The following is a 19,736-nucleotide window of genomic DNA, read 5'->3' as shown; positions in this document are numbered from 1 at the left end:
TGCTGACCTTCATCCCGCGCAGAGTCTGCGCTCTTGCTATCAATCATGCCATTTTCCAGCACCGCTGACACGCGGAACACCCGTATATTTTCAGCGTAAAACGCCTCAATCAATTAACGCGTGGCGATAGCGATGCAGCATGTCCGCCAAGCGTTTGACCGGCGCGGTCACGCTGAGCGGCGCACTGTTATCCACCAGCTTCTGCTGGTATTCATTCATCTCTTTCAGCAGCCGATCGTAGTAGTAAGCCCGTTTTCCGCCGCTCTTGGCGGAAACCACATGATCGGCGGTATTGCGGATCTGTTTGTGGAACACCGACAGCTCTTCCTTGGCCGGGATCTCGGTCATCTGCATACGCTGGTGAGCGATAATCAGGTTGAGCCCCAACCGATATTTAGCGATGTCGTTCGGGAACATCATCAGCAGTTGGTTCAAACGCTGATAGAGCGCTGGCAGGTGGTTTTCACGCCGCCGCGCCGCTTGAGTGGTTAACGCCGAAACGGCACTGCTGACCAGTTGATTCATCAGCGTGCGGCCGGTGCGTTCCCGCGAGGTATCGCGGATCAGGAACAGCACGATCATCGCGACAAAGCAGCCGATGATCTGGCCGATCGCGCTGTCGATAAACGTCGTCACTGAGAAATGCATCGGGTTGCTCAACACAATAATATTGATGGTGCTCGCCAGCGTGCCCAGCGAACCCAGGCGGCGCTTCTGCACTTCGATGCCGATAAAAAACGCCAGCGTTCCCAGGCTCAGGCACAGCAGGAACATGCTCTGCTGGGTTTGCGGCAAGATAAACATGTAGAACAGCGCCCCCATCGGAAAGGCGATCAACACCCCCAACAGGAAATCAAACGCCATCATTTTCGGGTTCGGCGTACGCATCGCCAAGGCGGTCACAATGGCGATCATCATCATGCAGCCGCTGCCGGAGGTCCAACCGGTCCACAACCAGAACAAACAGCCGATAGACGTGGCCGCCCAAGAACGCAGGCCGTTAATCAACGCATGATGACCTTCCGCCGAAGCCGTTTTCACCTCAACTTCACTGGCCAATATCTCGTTTTCAACGGCGCTGATGCCACTGTTGGTGTGCACGCCTTTCGCCACCAGCAGGTAGCGCGTCGCCGTACCGACCCAAGTGCTGACGGTGAGCAGCGTTTCATCGGTGCGGTTAGTGGCCAACACCTGACGCACCAATTTCAGCTGTTTATGCACTTCCTGCGGGGTTTCAGCGGGTACCAGCAACAGTTGGCGAATGTTTTCCTTCACTGCATTGGGGTAATTCAGCAGGATCAGATAGGTTTCACAGGCCTGAGTAATCAGCGTCAGCGAAAGGGTGTGCAGTACGCGCACCCGGCGGTTTACCCGCTGCCAACGCGAAGACTCCAACATCAGGTTGCTGCGCATGCCGTTCAAGGCGGTGGTGCTTTTTACCAGATCGCTCCAGGCACGATCGATATCCTCTTTCTCTGCATTGCTGATGCACATCTGCATCAGCCGGTATTGCCCCACCAACAGTTGATCCACAACACGGTCGATATCCTGTTTGATCGAACGCGGCGAAAACAACAGATCGGCCAACACTGCGCTGAGAATACCGAGCACAATCTCGCTACAGCGCTCAAGGGCAAACTGTGGTGCCTGCATCAGCGCAGAGGTGCTGCTGGCCGAGGTGACGATAATAATCAGCGCCGTATAGCCCGCCAACCCCCAGGCATAGGAGTTCTCAACTTTAACCAGCGACGAGATCCAGGTACACACCCCGAGCCAGACACAGCACAGCATCAGCATCACCACCGGCGCACGCGCGCAGGTGACGATAATCACCAGGCCGACAAAACAGCCGACAAAGGTGCCAATAATACGCAACCAACCGCGATAGCGGATGGCACCAGAAAAGGGCTCGCCCCCTGCGGCAAAGGCGGGGCCAGCCACGACGATCGCCGCCGTCAGCACCGACCAGCGCGGCGTTTCCAGATTGAGGTGAAAACCGACAAACAGCGCGAAAACGATCGCGAAGCTGAGTTTGCAGGCAAACCTCAGGCGAACAAACGTTGGGCTATTCATCAGCCAAACTCACGCAGCCGGTGCATCAGGCGGGCAAAGGGTGAACCGTTATCGTTGCCGTCGTTCTTACCGGTAATCACCACGGTGGCGGTGGTTCCTGCCGGGTAGGGGTGCTGCTGATCTTTCTCATCCAGCAGGATTTTCACCGGCACGCGCTGCGCCAAGCGCACCCACTCCAGGTTACTGTCGATCGACGCCAGCCCTTTGCTGTTCACGGTGCTGCTGCTGTTATTCACCGCTGCCGCCAGGCTGTCGACGGTGCCATGCATGATGCGGTTGCTGCCCAACGGAGTGATCTCCACCCGATCGCCCTGCTTCAGACCATTCAGCTTGGTTTCTTCCAGGTAGGCCAGAATATAGAAGGTATTTTTCTTCACCAGCGCCACAGCGGTGGAACCACGGGTGATAAACTCCCCGGCGTGCACGTTCAGGTTGGTCACCCAACCGTCGGCAGGTGCCCGCACCGTGGTGCGATCGAGATCCAACTGCGCCAGATCGCGAGCGGCAATCGCCTTGGCCAACTGATGCTGCACGGTTTGCAATGAGTTGCTCGACTGGTCGATCTCTTCCTGCGACATCGCCTGAATGCCCAAGCGCACGCGGCGGCCCGCCTCACGTTTTTTCTCTTCAGCCAGCGCCTGATAATAGGCCACGTCCGCATTGGCTTGCGCCAATGCCTGCTGGTAGCGAGGCTGATCGATCACAAACAGGATCTGGCCCTTTTTCAGCAGTTGGTTATCCGTGACCGGTATCTCGGTCAGCAGGCCGCTCACGTCTGGCGCGATCGCCACCACATCGGCGCTGAACTTGGCATCACGCGTCCAGGGGGATTCGGTATAAAACGACCAGGACTTAAACACGGCGATAGCGGCCAGCACGACCAGAATCAGGGTGATCGCAATTCGGGTCATTTGTATTGAAAAAGTTTTCACAGCCACCTCAAACAAAAAGACATGAAACCAGATAAAACAAGCAGCAATACAACGCAGTGTTGAACAACGCTGGATGCCAGACAAAATCGTAAATCCCGGTCGGTTGCAGCAGGCGGCGCGCGACAAAAAACAGCACCAACGACGCCAACAGTTCAAAAAATACCGGCGGGAACGACAGTCCAAAAATGACCATAACCGGAAGCAAACTCATTACTTTATCCTTAAATGTTTACTGCACCGGGGAATCGCACCCTGCTGATTTCACATTCTCTTTACATTTTGGCCGAAGGACGCCAAACGCCGCACCTAGACAGTGGCCAGGCCGCGAACCTGAAAAAGGGTTAGACTACGAACATAGACTCATGAAAGGGAATGCATGGCCGACGGCGGTAAGCCGCGATAGTGCCGGCCATGCTCAAGCGCTCAGAAGGATACACCCGACGCGGTTATATTAGCCTGCTTAGGATATACTCATCTATAATATGTGATCTAAATCACTTTTAAGCCAGAGTGAACAATGGAAAGACTCAAACGGATGTCGGTGTTCGCCAAAGTTATTGAATGTGGGTCATTTACTGCGGCAGCGCGCCAGCTCGGTATGAGCGTTTCATCCATCAGCCAAACCGTGTCCAAGCTGGAAAATGAACTGCAGGTAAAATTGCTCAACCGCAGCACGCGCAGCATCGGCCTGACCGAAGCGGGCAAAATCTACTATCAGGGCTGCCGCCGGATGCTGCAGGAAGTTACCGAAGTGCATGAACAGCTTTATGCACTGAACAATACTCCAACCGGCACTCTGCGTATCGGCAGCTCTTCCACCATGTCGCAGAACGTGCTGGCCACCATGACCGCTGAAATGCTGCAGGAATACCCTGGCTTGACGGTGAATCTGGTCACCGGTATTCCGGCTCCCGATCTGATTGCCGACGGATTGGATCTGGTGATCCGCACCGGGGCGTTGCAGGACTCCAGCCTGTTCTCCAAACGCCTGGGCTCCATGCCGATGGTGGTTTGCGCCGCCAAAAGCTACCTCAGCCAACACGGCACGCCGCAAAAACCGAGCGATATGGCGAATTTTTCCTGGTTAGAATACAGCGTGCGGCCAGACAGCGAATTCGAACTGATGGCCCCGGAAGGCATCAGCACGCGCATTTCCCCGCAGGGGCGCTTCGTGACCAATGATTCGCAAACCATGATCCGCTGGCTGAACGCCGGGGCCGGGATCGCCTATGTTCCACTGATGTGGGTGATCGAAGAAATCAAACGCGGCGAGATCGAAATCCTGTTCAAGCGCTATCACTCAGAGCCCCGACCGGTATACGCCCTGTACACCGAAAAGGACAAGCTGCCGCTGAAGGTACAGGTGTGCATTAATTACCTGACTGAATACTTTAAACGCGTGGCGGCCGTCTATCAGGGTTACCGCTGATTAAGCGCCGCAGACGCTAATAGACAACACGTGTTACCTAATATTTTACCTGCTGGTAATCAGATTCGCGGCAAAGCGGTTATCTGGCAATTATCCCTTTTCAGTAACGCAAAAAACCACGGTAATTAGCCGGTGAAGAACATTCCGCCAAACGCTCGCCAAGCCGGATTTTGCTGCACTTGCCACCGCCCCGGCGGGTGTGATTAATTAATTCAGGCAAGGTAATTGATGCTGTTTCTGGCAGATTGAAATTCACCCCTCATAAGAAAAACTCAGGACAACTTTACAGGAATCACCATGGAAAGAATCCCCCGCACGCACGTGGTTTATGCCATGTCGCGTGATAACTCCCCTGTGGCAAAAATTGCCAGCGGCAGCGACGTCTGCTTTGAAACCTGTGACTGTTTCGAAGATCAGATCGCTTCTGAACACGCCGCGTTTACCGAATTGGATTGGAACCGCATCAACCCGGCTACCGGGCCGGTCTATGTGCAGGACGCACAGCCAGGCGACGTACTGCGGGTAGAGATCAAACGTATCACTCCGCGCAGCCACCAAGCGGTGATGGTCACAGCACCGGGCTTGGGCGTGATTGGCGATGAACTGCAACAGCCGCAGATCCGCACCGTGCCGCTGGAAGAGGGTTTTGCCCTGCTGCCAGGCGGCGTGCGTTGGCCGCTCAAACCGATGATTGGCGTGATTGGCGTGGCACCCGCCGGTGAAGCCGTGCCATGTGGCACACCGGATGCACACGGCGGCAACATGGACTGCAAGATCATCACCGAAGGCTGCACGCTGTGGCTACCGGTCAACGTGGAAGGCGCGCTGTTTGCGCTCGGCGATCTGCATGCCGCCATGGGCGATGGCGAAGTTTCGGTATGCGGCTTGGAGATCCCCGGTGAAGTGGTGGTCAATCTGACCGTGGTGAAAAACCGCCCGCTGCCTACGCCGATGATGAGCACCAAAGAAGCGCTGTACACGCTGGCTTCCGCCAAGACGCTTGATGAGGCTGCCCAACTGGCGACCCGCAATATGGCGCATTTTGTTGCCAATAACAGCACAGTCACATTGGCCGACGCCATCAATCTGATGAGCATCACCGGCGATCTGCAGATCTGCCAGGTGGTTGATCCGCTGAAAACCTGCCGCTTTGCCCTGCCACGCAGCGTTGCCGCGCAGTTAAATATTCAGCTGGATTAAGGAGCCAAAGCAATGTCTGTTGAACAATTTGGCTATAAGCAGGAGCTGCATCGCACCCTTACGCTAAAAGATCTGGTGATTTACGGCATGATCTTCATGGTGCCGATCGCGCCGTTTGGCGTTTTCGGCTACGTCTGGGAAGGTTCGCAAGGCATGGTCGCCTTGGCTTACCTGATCGGTATGGTGGCAATGTTTTTCACCGCCATGAGCTACTGGTCGATGTCGCGTGCATTCCCGGTTTCCGGCTCGGTGTATGCCTATGCACAGCGCGGCATCCATGAAACCGTCGGCTTCTTCGCCGGTTGGCTGATCCTGCTGGATTACATTCTGGTGCCTTCGCTGCTGTATATCGTCAGCGCCGCAGCCCTTGGCCCGATTCTGCCGGGCGTGCCTGCCTGGGTGTGGATCGTGACGTTTATCGCCATTAACAGCGTAATCAACCTGATCGGCATCCAGTTTACCGCCAAAGCCAACCGCTACATTCTGGTGGCAGAGATCGTGATCCTCACCATTTTCGTGGTGATGGGGCTGATTGCTCTATACAGCGGTGAAGGTTCGGGCGGCTTGACGCTCAATCCGCTCTACAACGCCGAAAAATTCAGCCTGCCGCTGGTAATGGGGGCTGTGTCGATCGCCGTGCTGTCATTCCTGGGCTTTGACGGTATTTCGACGCTCTCTGAAGAGAGCAAAGGCGGCGCCGATGCGGTGGGTAAAGCCTCGCTGTTTGCTTTGCTGCTAGTAGGATCGCTGTTTATTCTGCAAACCTGGATCGCCGCCGATCTAGCCGCCGGCCACAACTTCAATAACCTGGATACCGCGTTTTACGACACCGCCAACCTGGCCGGTGGTGCCTGGCTGAAGCAGGCCACCATCTGGGCCACCGCGCTCTCTTGGGGGATCGCCAACGCCTTGGTAGCCCAGGCGGCGATTTCGCGCATTCTGTTTGCCATGGGGCGCGATCGCCAGTTGCCGAAAATCCTGGCGAAGGTGCATCCCCGTTTCAAAACCCCTTACGTCAGCACCCTGCTGGTGGCGGTGATCTCCCTCGGTTCGGGGCTGTACTTCAACGGCAGCATCGACAACCTAAGCCGCCTGGTGAACTTCGGCGCACTGATGGGCTTTTTGATCCTGCACCTGTCGGTGATTAACCACTACATCATCCGCCAGAAATCCACCGCCTGGGTGAAGCACCTGCTTTTCCCGCTGGTTGGCCTGGCGATTATCGGCTTCGTGCTGTACGAAATGGATATTGAAGCCAAAGTCCTCGGCCTGAGTTGGCTGGCAGTGGGTATTGTGTACTATTTTGTGTTACGCGTTATTCTGAAGCGTAAACCCGTACTGGAATTAGAAGGCTAAGAAATAGCATTATGTGCCCTGGTGAATGTCAGGGCACATTTATCACGCTGAAGGTCATTATTTTTAACCATTAAGTTTGCTCGTCAAAATAATAAAGTAACAACAATAAAATAATAACGGCAGATGATTAATCCATTTGATATATTTCTTTAGCATTACCAGGGCTGAGAATACGTCTAATTATGTCACAAGTAATTAGCGTTATATACCCAAAATAATTCGAGTTGCTTGTAGGCGGCAACTGAATGACAAATCGGTCTTTGACCGATTTGAACAGCGCTTGCGCTGGCCCGTAGGGTGAGCCTCGAAGAGGCTCATAATCCCTAGGAGCTTACTCAAGTAAGTGACTAGGGTGAGTGACAAATCTGCTAAGCAGATTTGAACGCTGCTTGCAGCGGCCCCGAAGGGGCGAGGCCCAATATGGGCCGAGTAACGCAGCCAACACCCAAGCAACTTGAAGTATGAAGGGTATAGATACATTGACCGTAATTATTTCAACGTGTTGCTGTATCTTGAAATCCATGAAGGATATATCTTTTCTATCAAAGGGAGTTTTCATGAAACGTAGGACCTTTGTATTATCCACCGTATTATCACCGTTTATACTTTCAGCCTGTAATGATTGGAGCGGTACGTCTATCACGCACGGCAAAGATAATAAGCCCCCTGTCCCTGCCGATCCTTATTGGGATAATGCCGCCGTACAAAAGATTATTAAGGATATTCGCCTGCCCGTTTTCCCCACACAGGACTTTTCAATCACCCATTACGGTGCACAGTCTGGGGGCAATGATGATTGCTTAAGTGCTTTTACCGCCGCCATTCAGGCCTGTCATGATGCCGGTGGCGGCCGCGTCGTCGTACCGTCCGGGACCTGGTTGGTGAATGGCCCGATCACACTGCTTTCCAACGTTAACCTGTACCTTGAGAGTACCGATACTGTTGTGCTGTTTGGTACCGACCCAGCGTTCTATCCCACCGTGCTGACACACTTCGAGGCCAATCCCTGCTATAACTACTCACCTTTTTTGTATGCCTACCAGGCTAACAATATTGCGGTCACCGGATTAGGGACATTTGACGGGCAGGCTAGTAAAACAGCGTGGTGGCCATGGAAAGGTTCTACTACCTATGGCAACGATCCCAGCAGCGCCAACCCAATTATTTCCGGTAATCAGGCAGCCGAAAGTGACGCATTGAAAAACAGCGCTGACGAGCAAAGCTACCTGCCTTGGAGCGAGCGGGTATTGGGCTATACACCGGCATTCGGTCCCAATGCCAATACCGGCAAGATGAGCTTTTTGCGGCCAAACTTTGTTGGATTCTGGGGATGCGAGGCGGTTCTGATCGAGGGCGTCACCTTTACCCGATCGCCGATGTGGATCGTGGCTCCGGTACTGTGCACCGATGTGACGGTGCGTGGTGTGACCGTTGAAAGCCTTGGCACCAACAACGACGGTTGCGATCCCGTATGTTGCTCAGGCGTGCTGATCGACGGCTGTACCTTTAACACCGGTGACGACTGCATTGCCATCAAGTCTGGCCGCGGCGGAGATGGCTTCAACTTCTCTCCTGACGGCACCGGCGGCCCACGCCCCTCTTACAACATCGTGATCCAGAACTGTAAAATGGCCGAAGGGCATGGCGGCGTAACCTTAGGCAGTGAAATTTCTGGCGGCGTCTATAACGTTTATGCGCAGAATATCACCATGAGCAGTACCAATTTATATGCTGCCCTACGCTTGAAAAGTAACAGTGGGATTGGCGGCTATATCCGCAATATCTACATGCGTAATATCAACGTACCCGCAGGGACGTCAACCGCCAATAACCTCTATGGTGCGCTCCTGCTGGACGGCAACTATAACGGTTACGCCAGCCCTCAGCAGAATAGCGGAGGAACGCGCAACTATGAGATGCGCGATATCTTTGTCAGCGACTTCCAATGTGGGCCTTCCAACGCACCGATATTTATCAATATCTATGCCCCCGACTTGGCCGCGGCAAGCAGTGCGCCAGGAGAGAACTGCATTATTAAAGATATCAATGTGCGCCATTCCAGCTTCGGCACCACGGCGCGCGATCCCGCAGGCGTTGCCGCAGTGGTTTACAACCTGGGCGTGCAATCTGGAAAAGCGGGCACACCGCAGCTATCGGCACCAGAACCAGAGTTGGCGGGCCTGCAAGCCCCAACGCTGATTGACGTCACCGTTAATAGTTCGGATCAGAGTACGGCGATGGTTTAATCGTTAGAAAATAGAGCAATGCTCCCTTAGGCGCAGAGAGGCTGCGCCTAGAATGTTAGTACCTTGAGAAAAAATGCTCCGATTACAGCGGCGAGAACTTGATGTTTTTAAGGAATAAAAGCAAAACTCCCGCCACGATGCATGGAGCTTTTATCTGGTTAATAAGATGATAATAATTTCTCGATTGCTTTTTTATCTTTTTCATGGAAAACAACTTCTAATTGATGTTTCTCATCATTCACCCAATCCAAGACGGAATCTTTTAACACTTCTAAATATATACGCAAGTCAATATCAGGAATACTCGGCAATGACTCATGCACAATCATTATTTTACCTTCCCCAATCCAACTAAAATCACGCAAACAATCATAGAGAGAATTCCAATCAAAAGAAAAATATCCAGGAAGCCAAAGCAAGTAATAAAGAGACTTTAACAATTCATCACTGTTATTAATAGTAGGATCTACTCTGGCTACAAACACCTCACTACCATCATAACATACAGAATTATCTGCAAATTTAAATTGATTCATCACATCATCTCCTTATTTTTATTAACATATTATAATTATTATTCGTACAATAAGCTTTAACACTTTACTCCAGAATGAATTCATTAATTAATTAATTAATTATCTGTTCTGATATAGTTGGTATTAGATGAAAACATTCCATATATTATCACGTAGGTTTTATAAGTAAAACTGACTTAGCTTTTTTACAATCAGATAAACCTTGAATATATAGACATGTTTTTTGTGTGGTCATATGGAATTCGGTTAAGTTTGAGTTTTAAATCTATAGCTCTAAAAAATGGCGTGCCAAACCGGCCAACACAATTGCTCATCAAGGGTTGCTGGCTAGAACAACGTTCCAAGTCAGTTGGCAGGGACATTCCATCTAATACTTAAAGATACTCTTTGGGGGCATTTTTTAACTGTTCATTTAGCGATCAATCCTCTGGTTTAGATTTTTTGCTATTCCATTTAACACCACTAGTAAGCCACTTCTCTCTATATCCTTTTATCCCTGTTAACGTTGCATCCTCATATCCAAATTCAACGCCACAACAATCATATATATTAAAAGTCATATTCTTTTCATCATCTCCCCAGAGAGGATCTGACTGCTCAGACCCACCGATTTGACATACATAAATCTCATTTTCGCTGTGCATTAAAATCGACCAAATTCGTTTCATAACCATGATCCGCAAGATATGGTGCCACCGAGCCCGAAGTGCTCCGGTTGCAGAGGCGAAATGACAGAGGATTTATGACTTAGCAGTAAGCTCCTCGGCCAGCTGGCCGGTAGTTATATTACTCATAAGAAGATAAATTATCTATTTTCTTTATGTCTAACAGTAACTGCTCATCAAGAGTAGTTTTATCTACTTGGTTTAAAATATAACTTATTCTTTTTAGAGAAGATAGAACGCCTTTTGCTTCCTTGAGACTTAAAGATGCGATTGATGATATTAATTGCCCACCGTAATCTTCTCCAGCTAAAGGATCTCCTCGTAAGATCGATTCTGCTCTTGGCAATATATGAACTAAAAACAGACCCTGCCTTATGGCTCGAGCAATATCCCCAACATCCAACTTACCAAGCGGTACATCTACGATACTGCTAAACCACTCATCAAGAGATGACCTAGTATTAGGCTCATAATTAATGCCTTCCGCTATTAATAGATCCCTAAATGTTGTCATATGTCGCATCCTTTGATCGCCGACTCTATTCTCTTAACCGCCTCTGTTGCTCCTCCTTAAGCTACCTGAGCTTCCGGATTATTAATATTTTTTAGCGTGTTTGTATGATTCTTTAAACCATTAAGGGTATTTTTCATCTATTTGATATGGCTCCAGTTTTCCCCACTTCCATCAGGCTGAGTCTAACGCTGCGTCGAATGCCTTGTCCTTCTCATTCAGGTCATTAATGAGCTTCTCTGCCTGCGCCTTCTTCTCACCGTCCAAATATGGCGATGACCACTTCGCATCCTGACTTCTTTCTCATCAGTCGCACTCAGCGCGTTATTCTCCATCATAATAAAGCACAAATATCTTCTAAATGGCTTAAAAATTTTATTTAATTTTAGGTTAATAATAACGATAGCAAATTACACCTATACAAAATTTTTAATTTCGCACAAAAAAGGGGCTTACGCCCCCATGGATGCAGACAAGACATCCCATCATTTACGTGGCATTACGCCGTGCCGCCAACGGTCAAAGAATCCAGCTTCAGCGTTGGCTGACCAACGCCGACTGGCAGGCTTTGCCCTTCCTTACCGCACACGCCAACGCCTTTATCTAACGCCAGATCGTTACCCACCATGGAGATCTGCTGCATCGCTTCAATACCGGAACCGATCAGCGTTGCGCCTTTCACCGGCTTGGTGATACGGCCATTTTCGATCAGATAGGCTTCGGAAGTGGAGAACACGAACTTGCCGGAGGTGATATCCACCTGGCCGCCGCCAAAATTCGGCGCATACAGGCCATATTCCACGCTGGCAATGATATCTTCCGGCGTTGATTGGCCCGCCAGCATATAAGTGTTGGTCATGCGCGGCATCGGCAGATGAGCATAAGACTCACGGCGGCCGTTGCCGGTAGGTGCAACCCCCATCAGGCGCGCATTGAGCTTATCCTGCATATAGCCTTTCAGGATGCCGTTTTCGATCAGTACGTTGTACTGGCCAGGAACGCCTTCATCGTCAATCGCCAACGAGCCGCGGCGGCCCTGAAGGGTGCCATCATCCACCACGGTGCAGAGTTCGGAAGCCACCCGTTGGCCCATCTGGCCGCTGAACACGGAGGTACCACGGCGGTTGAAGTCGCCTTCCAGCCCATGGCCGACCGCTTCGTGCAGCAACACCCCTGGCCAACCGGCGCCCAATACCACCGGCATGGTGCCTGCAGGGGCGGCAATGGCGGAAAGATTGATCAGCGCCATGCGCACCGCCTCTTTGGCGAACGCATCGGCACGCACTTCACCATCAACCATTTCCAGGAAATAGTCATAGCCGAACCGGCCACCGCCACCGCTGGCACCACGCTCACGCTTGCCGTCTTCCTCCACCAGCACGCTGACGGAAAAACGCACCAGCGGGCGAACGTCCGCCGCCAGCGTGCCATCGGTGGCCGCGACCAGTATCTGTTCATACACACCGGTGATGCTGGCCGTCACTTCCTGTACCCGCTTATCTGCGGCGCGCGCCACTTTATCCACCCGGTGCAGCAGAGCGATTTTTTCTTCACGCGGCAAACTTTGCAGCGGATCGAGCAACGGATACAACGCCCGATGGCTGATTTCACCCAAGGTATGAACCTTGCCGTTGCCGGTTTCGCGCACAATGCTGCGCGCCGCGTGGGCACTCTGGTTCAGGGCATTGAGGGTGATCTGATCGGCATAGGCAAAACCGGTTTTTTCACCGCTGACGGCACGCACGCCGACACCTTGGTCGATATGGTAAGAACCATCTTTGATAATCCCGTCCTCAATCACCCAGCTCTCATGGTAGCTGGACTGGAAATAGAGATCGGCATAGTCGAGGCGGCGTTCGGCCAGTTGACCTAATACAGAGAACAGGTCTTGGTGACTCAGCTTATTTACAGCGAGTAATTGCTCACTGACAAACGTCAGGCTCATAGTTTTTTCACTCTTGATGTGAGGAGGAGGGTTCAACCGGCGCAATCAGCGACGGTTGGAATCTGTTGTGCTGCATCACCGGCATCTGAGTACGAATGGTTTTCAACGCGCCAATATCCACGCGCACCTTCAATGCAGAGACCCTGTCGGCGTTTTCTGCCAGCACAGTGCCCCAACCGTCAACCGCGATAGAATGGCCCCAGGTGCGGCGAGTGGCGCCATGGCGGCCAACCTGCGCCGGTGCCAGGATCACGCATTGGTTCTCGATCGCCCGCGCACGCAGCAGTATTTCCCAGTGAGCCTCGCCGGTGAGGCGGGTAAATGCCGCTGGCACCGAAATCAGTTCCGCACCTTGCGCCCGCAGCGCCTGATATAAACCCGGGAAACGTAAATCGTAGCAGATCGTCATCCCCAACCGGCCAACGGGGGTATCTACCACCGTCAGTTGCTGGCCATGCTGATAGGTATCCGATTCGCGATAATGTGCATGCATATCGTTGATATCGACATCAAACATATGCATTTTGTCATAACGGGCACGAATTTCACCCTGATCGTCAAAGAGCAGGCTGCTGGTGGTAATGCGCTGCGGATCTTCGCGGCTGACCAGCGGCATGGAACCAATCAGCAGCCACACGCCGTAGCGGCGAGCCATTTCACGCACCGCCTGTTGCAGCGGCCCGTCTCCCTGCTGTTCTGCATGTTCCCGATAGGCGGCCGCGTTGGCAAACAACAAGGCATTTTCCGGCGTCATGACCAGTTTCACCCCGGTATTGAGCTGCTTGATTTGCTGCTCAATCTGGGCCAGGTTATCTCGCACCTGATCACCACTACACAGTTGTAACAACGCAACGTTAGCATTTTTCATGGCGCCTTCTCCTCTTTTGGCTTACGCAACACCTCATTGATGCTTGGCTGATCCAGGCTACCGCTGATGTCATAGCGGATAAACGAGATCTTGCTCCACAATGGCCCCAGCACTTTGCTGGCGGCAAACACCGCCGCACCGACAATCGGGTTAATCACAAACGCCGTCGCAACGCCCACCGTGGCCGAAAGCTCAGGCGCAACCACCGCCTGCATATCAATCTGGCGACGCACCAGATCAATCTGGCCCCTCATGGCGATATCGGCCGCCAATCCATCAATGAATAAATTGTCTGTGTGCATTATGCCATCTTTCGACCAGATGGTGCCGCGTATGGAATCAAAGTAGAAACCATTACCAAAAGTATCCCTGAAATCGAACTGCAATTTACGCAGCAGAGCATCAAAACTCACCAGCCGCAACAACTGGCCGGCTCGGCCACCGCCGACGTTGTCAATCTCGCCTTTACCCAGATCAATCTTCATGGTGCCATTCAGCGTATTGATCTGTGGTTTCCACGGCTGGCCATGCCAGAACAGATCAAAATCTATCGTATAGGGAGCATCTTTCAGCGGGATAGTCACGCCGAAGAAACTGGCGGTCTGATCGATCTTGCTGCCCAGCAGCCTGCCTTTCAGCGCGCTGCGCTCTTCATGGCTATTCTGTTTCCACAGGCCTGTCGCCGTCATGCGCCCCTGGCCGGTATCCACCAAACCGTGGGTCAGAACCAGGGAGTCACCGTCATTTTTAATATCGGCTTCGACTTTGCCTAAACTCTGCCCTAACAGCCAGCATGACTCACAGCGCAACATGACCGAAGGCCAGTCGTGGAACGATATCTTGTCAGCCGCCAGCGGATTGGCGCTGCCTGGGGTACTCTTATCGTCAGAGAACTGCGGATTGTAATAAAGAAAGCTAATACCCAGTTGCCACGGGCCGTGATCCGGCATTTTCAAGCTGCCATCAATCTCATTAGCCTTGGCAGTGATGGTATGCATACCCCCAAGCTGTTTCTCTACCGCAAGCTGGAGGTTGTGCCACGCCTGCCCACCCAACAGAAGCTGCGGCGTCTTGAGTGTCACCTGCGTTGGGAAACTGAAATTACCTGGCTTACCGGCGTCACTGCCCGGTTTAAGCGCCGGTGCCAACAACGCCAACCATTGTTCACCGTCTAGCGGCGGCAGGTTCAGCATCAGCGCTGGGTCTTTAGGTAAATCAGGGATAGCACTGCTGCCGGTTTGCCACGCAGCGCGTGCCAGCGATACCTGCCGATCGGCCAACAGCCATTCGCTGTTAAAGTGGTTCTGCTTGCCCGCACTGCCGCTGAGGGTGAAACCGTACAGGCCACCTTTCGCTTTCACACTGATTGGTAACGCGGCTCCCGCCGGTTTATCCAGCGGCGCAGGTAAGTTACTGCTCACTTTTTTTAGATCGGCGTTTACTCCCACTTCATAGCTGGGTTCGCCCTTTTGCGGCAGATGGATGGCGACCTCGCTTTGCCACGCTGCGCTACCCTTGAGGGATTTTGCCACCTCTGGCGGCACGCCTTCGAGTTTACCCGGTTGCCAGTCGCCTTTCAGCGCCACATTGACCTGATAATCCTGCGGCGCTTCCTGCGTGGTGAAGTTAATGGCCAGCGGTTGACCAAACCAACTGGCCGCCAGGGTATCGCTATCCAGATTGCCGTTATTGAAGCGGAATTTACCGCTCACATTCTCCAAGCGGCTGGCCAATGGTTTCACCAGCAAAGAGTTATTGTGCAACGTCACTTCACCCAGGGCCGTGACCAGCTCACCGTTCAGTGGGATATCTAGGTGTAAGCGCCCACTGACGTTCCCCACCACCTGCAGTTCGTCCAATGCCGCACCTACCGAGTGATCCAGCGGCGTCTGATTGAAATACTCATGCACATCCTGCCCGGCACCGGCGATATCCGCGTCAACGAACAGCTTTTCCTTCAGATAATCCGGGATCACGGCAGTGACATTCCTGCCCGTTACATTGCCCAAGCGGGTCTGCGGCGCATTCATCCACAGGCCGTCGTTGACGAAATCGAGGTCGATCGCCAAATCCTTCAAGGCTGGCCATTCCGGCTGGAAAGCGAAAGTGGCGTGGCGCAGCGGCACATAAACCTGGAACTGGCCGTCATTTTGCTTGTACGGGAACTGATGCGGGTTACCGGCATAAATCATTGAAGCATTGTCTACTTGGCCCCCCTGAATGGCACCACTAAGGTAATCCACCAGATGTTTCCCCATCAGCGGTTCCGGGAAATAACGCCAGGCATCGGCAGCATCATAAAGGCGGATACCGGCAAGAATGTCCAGCCAGGGCGCCCCATTGGCCGGTTGCTGGTAGCGGAAATCGCCGTTCACCCACAAGGATTTGGCTTTCACATCCAAATCTCTACCCGCCAGTTCCCAGCCTTTATCGCTGTTCCGCCAGGTCAATGCCCCCTGCGCACGGCTGATTTCCAAGGGGGCGCGGAACATATCGCCGTAAGGGAGGGTGCTGTCGCGCAGCCCCAGCGTCAGACGACCATGCTGTACACCGCCCGTTAAAGCCCCCGAGAAGTGATTCACGCCCGGCAACAGCTCCCAGTGCTGCCAGCTCAGATCCTGCCAGAGCGCCTGAAAACGGCTTTTCTCCGGTTGTTTCAGCGGTATATCTAGCGCCAGCGCGCGCAGATTGCCCTGTGGCTGCAGGTCTTTCCAACGATCCAACACGTCTGGGCTGAGGAAGGAGAAAGTCGGCAGCAGCGCTCCCAGCCGTTCAAGCTGCAGGCCTGTCGCCCGAATCCGCAGTTCTTCATTCTGATCTGGCCCAATAAACTGGTTATTTTCCGGCAGCCACAGCGCTGCCAGGCTACCCGGCGGCCAGGCCTGACCATCCGTTTTCAGATTCAACTGCGGCACGTTAACCTGCCAGCCATTGCCTTGGCGCTTTAACGCCAGCGCCAGATTGTCCACATCCAGCCGATGGGGCATATTGCTTGCCGACCACAGGGCAACCCCTTGTTTAAGCAAGGCGTTACCGCCATAGATTTCCCCGTTTTTGATCTGCAGCCAGGCGGCAAGGCTGAAATCAGCACTTTCCAGGCCGGTATTGGTCTTCAACCAGCGGTTGAACCACGGCTTCATGTCGATATCATCGGCCTGCATGTAGACCGTACCGGTATTCAGCAGCCCCTGCTCATCGCGCAGATCCAGGCGCAACTGCACTACACCATGCTGCCCATTCAGGCTCGACAGGCTGATTTGCCCCTCGGCACGGTGGCGATTATGGCTGTTCAGCCAGGTAAGCTGTGGAATATGGAATTCGGCACGCGGCCCGGAAGGCGTGAGGAAAGAGATACGGCTATTGCGCAGATCGAAATGATCCAACTGATAAAGGAACAGATCGCTGATCCGGCCGGGAGGGAGGGTATTACCATCACTGCCATCGCCGCCGAGCGTGGTGTTAAGATCGAGCTGCAGCTGATAAAAGGTCAGATCGCGGAATTGCCAGCGCCAATGCAACAGCGATTGCCAAACATCCAGTGCCAGGCTGACCCGCTCGATCTGCATATGGCTTTTCGGCAGCGCGAGGCGGATATTGCGGATTTCCAGCGTTGGCCCAAAGGTTTCCCAACTCCCCTGAACAAAATCGGCCTCAACGGGAACGCCGGAGATCGCCTGCGCTTTCTCCAGCAATTGAGGGCGATAGTTGTTCAGTTCAGGCAGGATCAGACGCAACCCGCTGATCAGCAACGCCACAACAACAATCAAAATGGCGCCTGTTGCTAACAGGATCCCGGGCAGTCGCCTCACGCATTTCTCCTTGCATCCGCTGCCAGGCAACGGGTTCTACTATTTTACATCATCACGACGTCAAACTGTTCCTGACTGTACAAGGGTTCAATCTGCACTTTGACTTGCTTGCCGACGAAGATCTCCACTTCAGCCAGGGCATGCGACTCTTCGCCTTTCAATGCTTCCCCCACCGCCGCTGAGGCATAAACCAGGAAACGATCGGAGTCGTAAGCATGATGTACACGCACAATTTCACGCATGATCTCATAACAGACGGTTTCCACCGTTTTCACCGTTCCGCGGCCATTACAGGTAGGACAGTCGTTACACAGCACATGTTCAATACTTTCACGCGTGCGTTTACGCGTCATTTCAACTAATCCTAGCTGAGAAAAGCCGTTGATCGTGGTTTTTACACGATCTTTGCTCAGCGCCTGTTCCAGCGAATGCAATACCCGGCGGCGGTGATCTTCATTATTCATATCAATGAAATCAATAATGATGATACCGCCCAGATTGCGCAGCCGCAGTTGGCGGGCAATGGCCTGCGTTGCCTCAATATTGGTGTTGAAGATGGTTTCATCGAGATTACGGTGGCCAACAAAAGCGCCGGTGTTAATGTCGACGGTAGTCATGGCCTCGGTTTGATCGATAATCAGGTAGCCGCCGGATTTCAGTTCGACTTTGCGCTCCAGCGCGCGCTGGATCTCGTTTTCTACATCGTACAGATCGAAAATCGGCTGGCTGCCCGTGTACAACTCCAGCTTGTTGGTGATATCGGGAATATATTCACTGGTGAATTCCACCAGTTGGTCATGCGTCAGGCGGGAATCAACCCGGATACGATCCAGCGCAGCACCGGCGAAATCGCGCAGAATACGATGTGCCAGTGCCAACTCGCCATACAGCTTGTATTTGGTCTGGTTGCGTTTTTTGCGCTCCATCACCTTGGTCCACAAGCGTTTGAGGAAGGCGGCATCCTGTGCCAGTTCCTCTTCACCAATCCCTTCTGCCGCGGTGCGGATGATGAACCCCCCCAGATCGTCGCAATAGCCCACCACGGCGCGTTTCAGACGCTCACGTTCAGCTTCACTTTCAATACGTTGGGAAACGCCCACGTGGGCAGCACCTGGCATAAAGACCAGATAGCGCGATGGCAGGGTGATATCGGTGGTGAGACGCGCGCCTTTGGTGCCCAGTGGATCTTTCACCACCTGGACCATCAGATCCTGCCCCTGGCGCACCAGTTCGGCAATATCACGCACGTGGAAGTTTTTCTGCTCATCACCCGCAACACATTCGGTGTGCGGCATGATATCAGAAGCGTGCAAGAAGGCCGCCTTATCCAGGCCGATATCAACAAAAGCGGCCTGCATCCCCGGTAGCACCCGGCTGACGCGCCCTTTATAGATATTGCCAACGATGCCGCGCTTGGCTTCGCGCTCAATGTGGATCTCTTGCAGAATACCACCGTCGATATAAGCAACCCGCGTTTCGGACGGTGTGATATTAACCAGTAGCTCAGCTGTCATGTTCTCTCCTCAGATCCGGTCAATAATGCCTGCCGCTGCCGCTTGCAGACAAATCTATTGGCCGGTTCTTACATCTCGTAATGCGACAAAATGACTGAGCAGCTCATGTGTTTCGACCAGCGGCAATCCCATCACCGCATGATAACTCCCGGTTATCGTTCTGACGAAACAACCACCCTTTCCTTGAATTCCATAGGCGCCCGCTTTATCCATCGGTTCGCCTGTTGCAATATAGTCGTGAATATCCTGTGGCGACAGGTTGCGGAACATGACGTCAGTCACCACCAACTGGTGCAAAACATCATGCCGATCGGCGATCGCCACGGCGGTCATCACCTGATGCCGCTTACCGGATAAAGCCGCCAGCATCTGTGCAGCATCTGCTTGATCGCGCGGCTTTTCTAATACCTGACCATTCAGCACCACAATGGTATCTGCCCCCAGAACCGGCCTGTCCTGCGGTGCCAACGCGACGCCTGCCATGGCTTTTTCCTGCGCCAGACGGCAGACATAGTTTTCCGCTTCCTCACCGTCCCGACGTTGCTCTTCGGTATGCGTCAGAAGAATGTCAAACGGAACGCCTAACAGGGTCAGCAATTCATGTCGCCGTGGGGAACCGGATGCAAGATAAAGTGAACTCATTGATATATCT

At 53.0% G+C, this 19,736-nt stretch carries 15 protein-coding genes and 1 pseudogene; 4 read left to right on the top strand and 12 right to left on the bottom strand.

Annotated elements, in window-relative coordinates:
* Window positions 1-105: 105 nt before the first annotated feature.
* The 3 genes from aaeB to aaeX are packed head-to-tail and all read right to left on the bottom strand — an operon-like array spanning window position 106 to window position 3,216.
* Entirely contained in the window at window positions 106-2,073 is a 1,968-nt protein-coding gene (gene aaeB, locus WG891_RS21940; RefSeq protein WP_337264466.1) for a p-hydroxybenzoic acid efflux pump subunit AaeB, read from the bottom strand.
* Entirely contained in the window at window positions 2,073-2,984 is a 912-nt protein-coding gene (gene aaeA / locus WG891_RS21935; RefSeq protein WP_443006254.1) for a p-hydroxybenzoic acid efflux pump subunit AaeA, read from the bottom strand. The genes aaeB and aaeA overlap by 1 nt, the downstream gene beginning before the upstream one ends.
* A 28-nt stretch (window positions 2,985-3,012) precedes the next feature.
* Window positions 3,013-3,216, bottom strand: a complete 204-nt coding sequence (gene aaeX / locus WG891_RS21930) for a p-hydroxybenzoic acid efflux pump operon protein AaeX (RefSeq protein WP_337264468.1) — start codon at window positions 3,214-3,216, stop codon at window positions 3,013-3,015.
* Between the two features lie 306 nt (window positions 3,217-3,522).
* Between aaeX and aaeR the strand changes: the two genes are divergently transcribed.
* From aaeR to WG891_RS21910, 4 genes are all read left to right on the top strand, one after another.
* Complete coding sequence (gene aaeR, locus WG891_RS21925) at window positions 3,523-4,434, top strand: HTH-type transcriptional activator AaeR (protein ID WP_076941782.1); 912 nt, start codon at window positions 3,523-3,525, stop codon at window positions 4,432-4,434.
* Between the two features lie 297 nt (window positions 4,435-4,731).
* Window positions 4,732-5,634 (top strand): acetamidase/formamidase family protein, encoded by a 903-nt coding sequence (locus WG891_RS21920; RefSeq protein ID WP_156294068.1) that lies wholly within the window; start codon window positions 4,732-4,734, stop codon window positions 5,632-5,634.
* A 12-nt stretch (window positions 5,635-5,646) separates the two neighbouring features.
* Complete coding sequence (locus WG891_RS21915; RefSeq protein WP_337264469.1) at window positions 5,647-6,990, top strand: APC family permease; 1,344 nt, start codon at window positions 5,647-5,649, stop codon at window positions 6,988-6,990.
* 557 nt (window positions 6,991-7,547) lie between these two features.
* Window positions 7,548-9,236: a glycoside hydrolase family 28 protein gene (locus tag WG891_RS21910; RefSeq protein WP_337264470.1), complete on the top strand. Its 1,689-nt coding sequence runs from the start codon at window positions 7,548-7,550 to the stop codon at window positions 9,234-9,236.
* 158 nt (window positions 9,237-9,394) lie between these two features.
* On the opposite strand, the gene WG891_RS21905 is transcribed toward WG891_RS21910, so the two are convergent.
* From WG891_RS21905 to WG891_RS21870, 9 genes and pseudogenes are all read right to left on the bottom strand, one after another.
* On the bottom strand, window positions 9,395-9,772 hold the full coding sequence (locus tag WG891_RS21905; protein ID WP_337264490.1) for a barstar family protein: 378 nt from the start codon (window positions 9,770-9,772) through the stop codon (window positions 9,395-9,397).
* Window positions 9,773-10,191: 419 nt separating this feature from the next.
* A complete protein-coding gene (locus tag WG891_RS21900; RefSeq protein ID WP_337264471.1) occupies window positions 10,192-10,440 on the bottom strand; it encodes a hypothetical protein in 249 nt (82 codons plus the stop codon).
* A 118-nt stretch (window positions 10,441-10,558) separates the two neighbouring features.
* The gene (locus WG891_RS21895) at window positions 10,559-10,951 is read right to left on the bottom strand and encodes a contact-dependent growth inhibition system immunity protein (RefSeq protein ID WP_337264472.1); all 393 of its coding nucleotides are present in this window, start codon (window positions 10,949-10,951) and stop codon (window positions 10,559-10,561) included.
* A gap of 56 nt (window positions 10,952-11,007) precedes the next feature.
* Window positions 11,008-11,091, bottom strand: a pseudogene (locus WG891_RS27105) (ShlA/HecA/FhaA protein); the annotation flags it as partial.
* Between the two features lie 356 nt (window positions 11,092-11,447).
* The gene (tldD, locus tag WG891_RS21890; RefSeq protein WP_337264473.1) at window positions 11,448-12,893 is read right to left on the bottom strand and encodes a metalloprotease TldD; all 1,446 of its coding nucleotides are present in this window, start codon (window positions 12,891-12,893) and stop codon (window positions 11,448-11,450) included.
* Window positions 12,894-12,900: 7 nt separating this feature from the next.
* Window positions 12,901-13,761, bottom strand: coding sequence for a deaminated glutathione amidase (gene nit1 / locus WG891_RS21885; protein ID WP_337264474.1), 861 nt, complete (start codon window positions 13,759-13,761; stop codon window positions 12,901-12,903).
* Window positions 13,758-17,570 carry an AsmA2 domain-containing protein YhdP gene (yhdP, locus tag WG891_RS21880; protein ID WP_337264475.1) on the bottom strand — a complete coding sequence of 1,271 codons (3,813 nt, stop codon included), beginning with the start codon at window positions 17,568-17,570 and terminating at the stop codon, window positions 13,758-13,760. The genes nit1 and yhdP overlap by 4 nt, the downstream gene beginning before the upstream one ends.
* Window positions 17,571-17,614: 44 nt before the next feature.
* Window positions 17,615-19,084 (bottom strand): ribonuclease G, encoded by a 1,470-nt coding sequence (gene rng, locus WG891_RS21875; protein ID WP_076941770.1) that lies wholly within the window; start codon window positions 19,082-19,084, stop codon window positions 17,615-17,617.
* A gap of 54 nt (window positions 19,085-19,138) precedes the next feature.
* The gene (locus WG891_RS21870; RefSeq protein ID WP_337264476.1) at window positions 19,139-19,726 is read right to left on the bottom strand and encodes a Maf family protein; all 588 of its coding nucleotides are present in this window, start codon (window positions 19,724-19,726) and stop codon (window positions 19,139-19,141) included.
* Window positions 19,727-19,736: the final 10 nt, after the last annotated feature.

This window comes from Serratia sp. MMO-28 (assembly GCF_037199905.1).
In the GTDB taxonomy this organism is placed as follows: domain Bacteria; phylum Pseudomonadota; class Gammaproteobacteria; order Enterobacterales; family Enterobacteriaceae; genus Chania; species Chania oryzae.
Note: the sequence above shows the minus strand (reverse complement) of the source record. Positions and strands in the feature narration are given on the sequence as shown.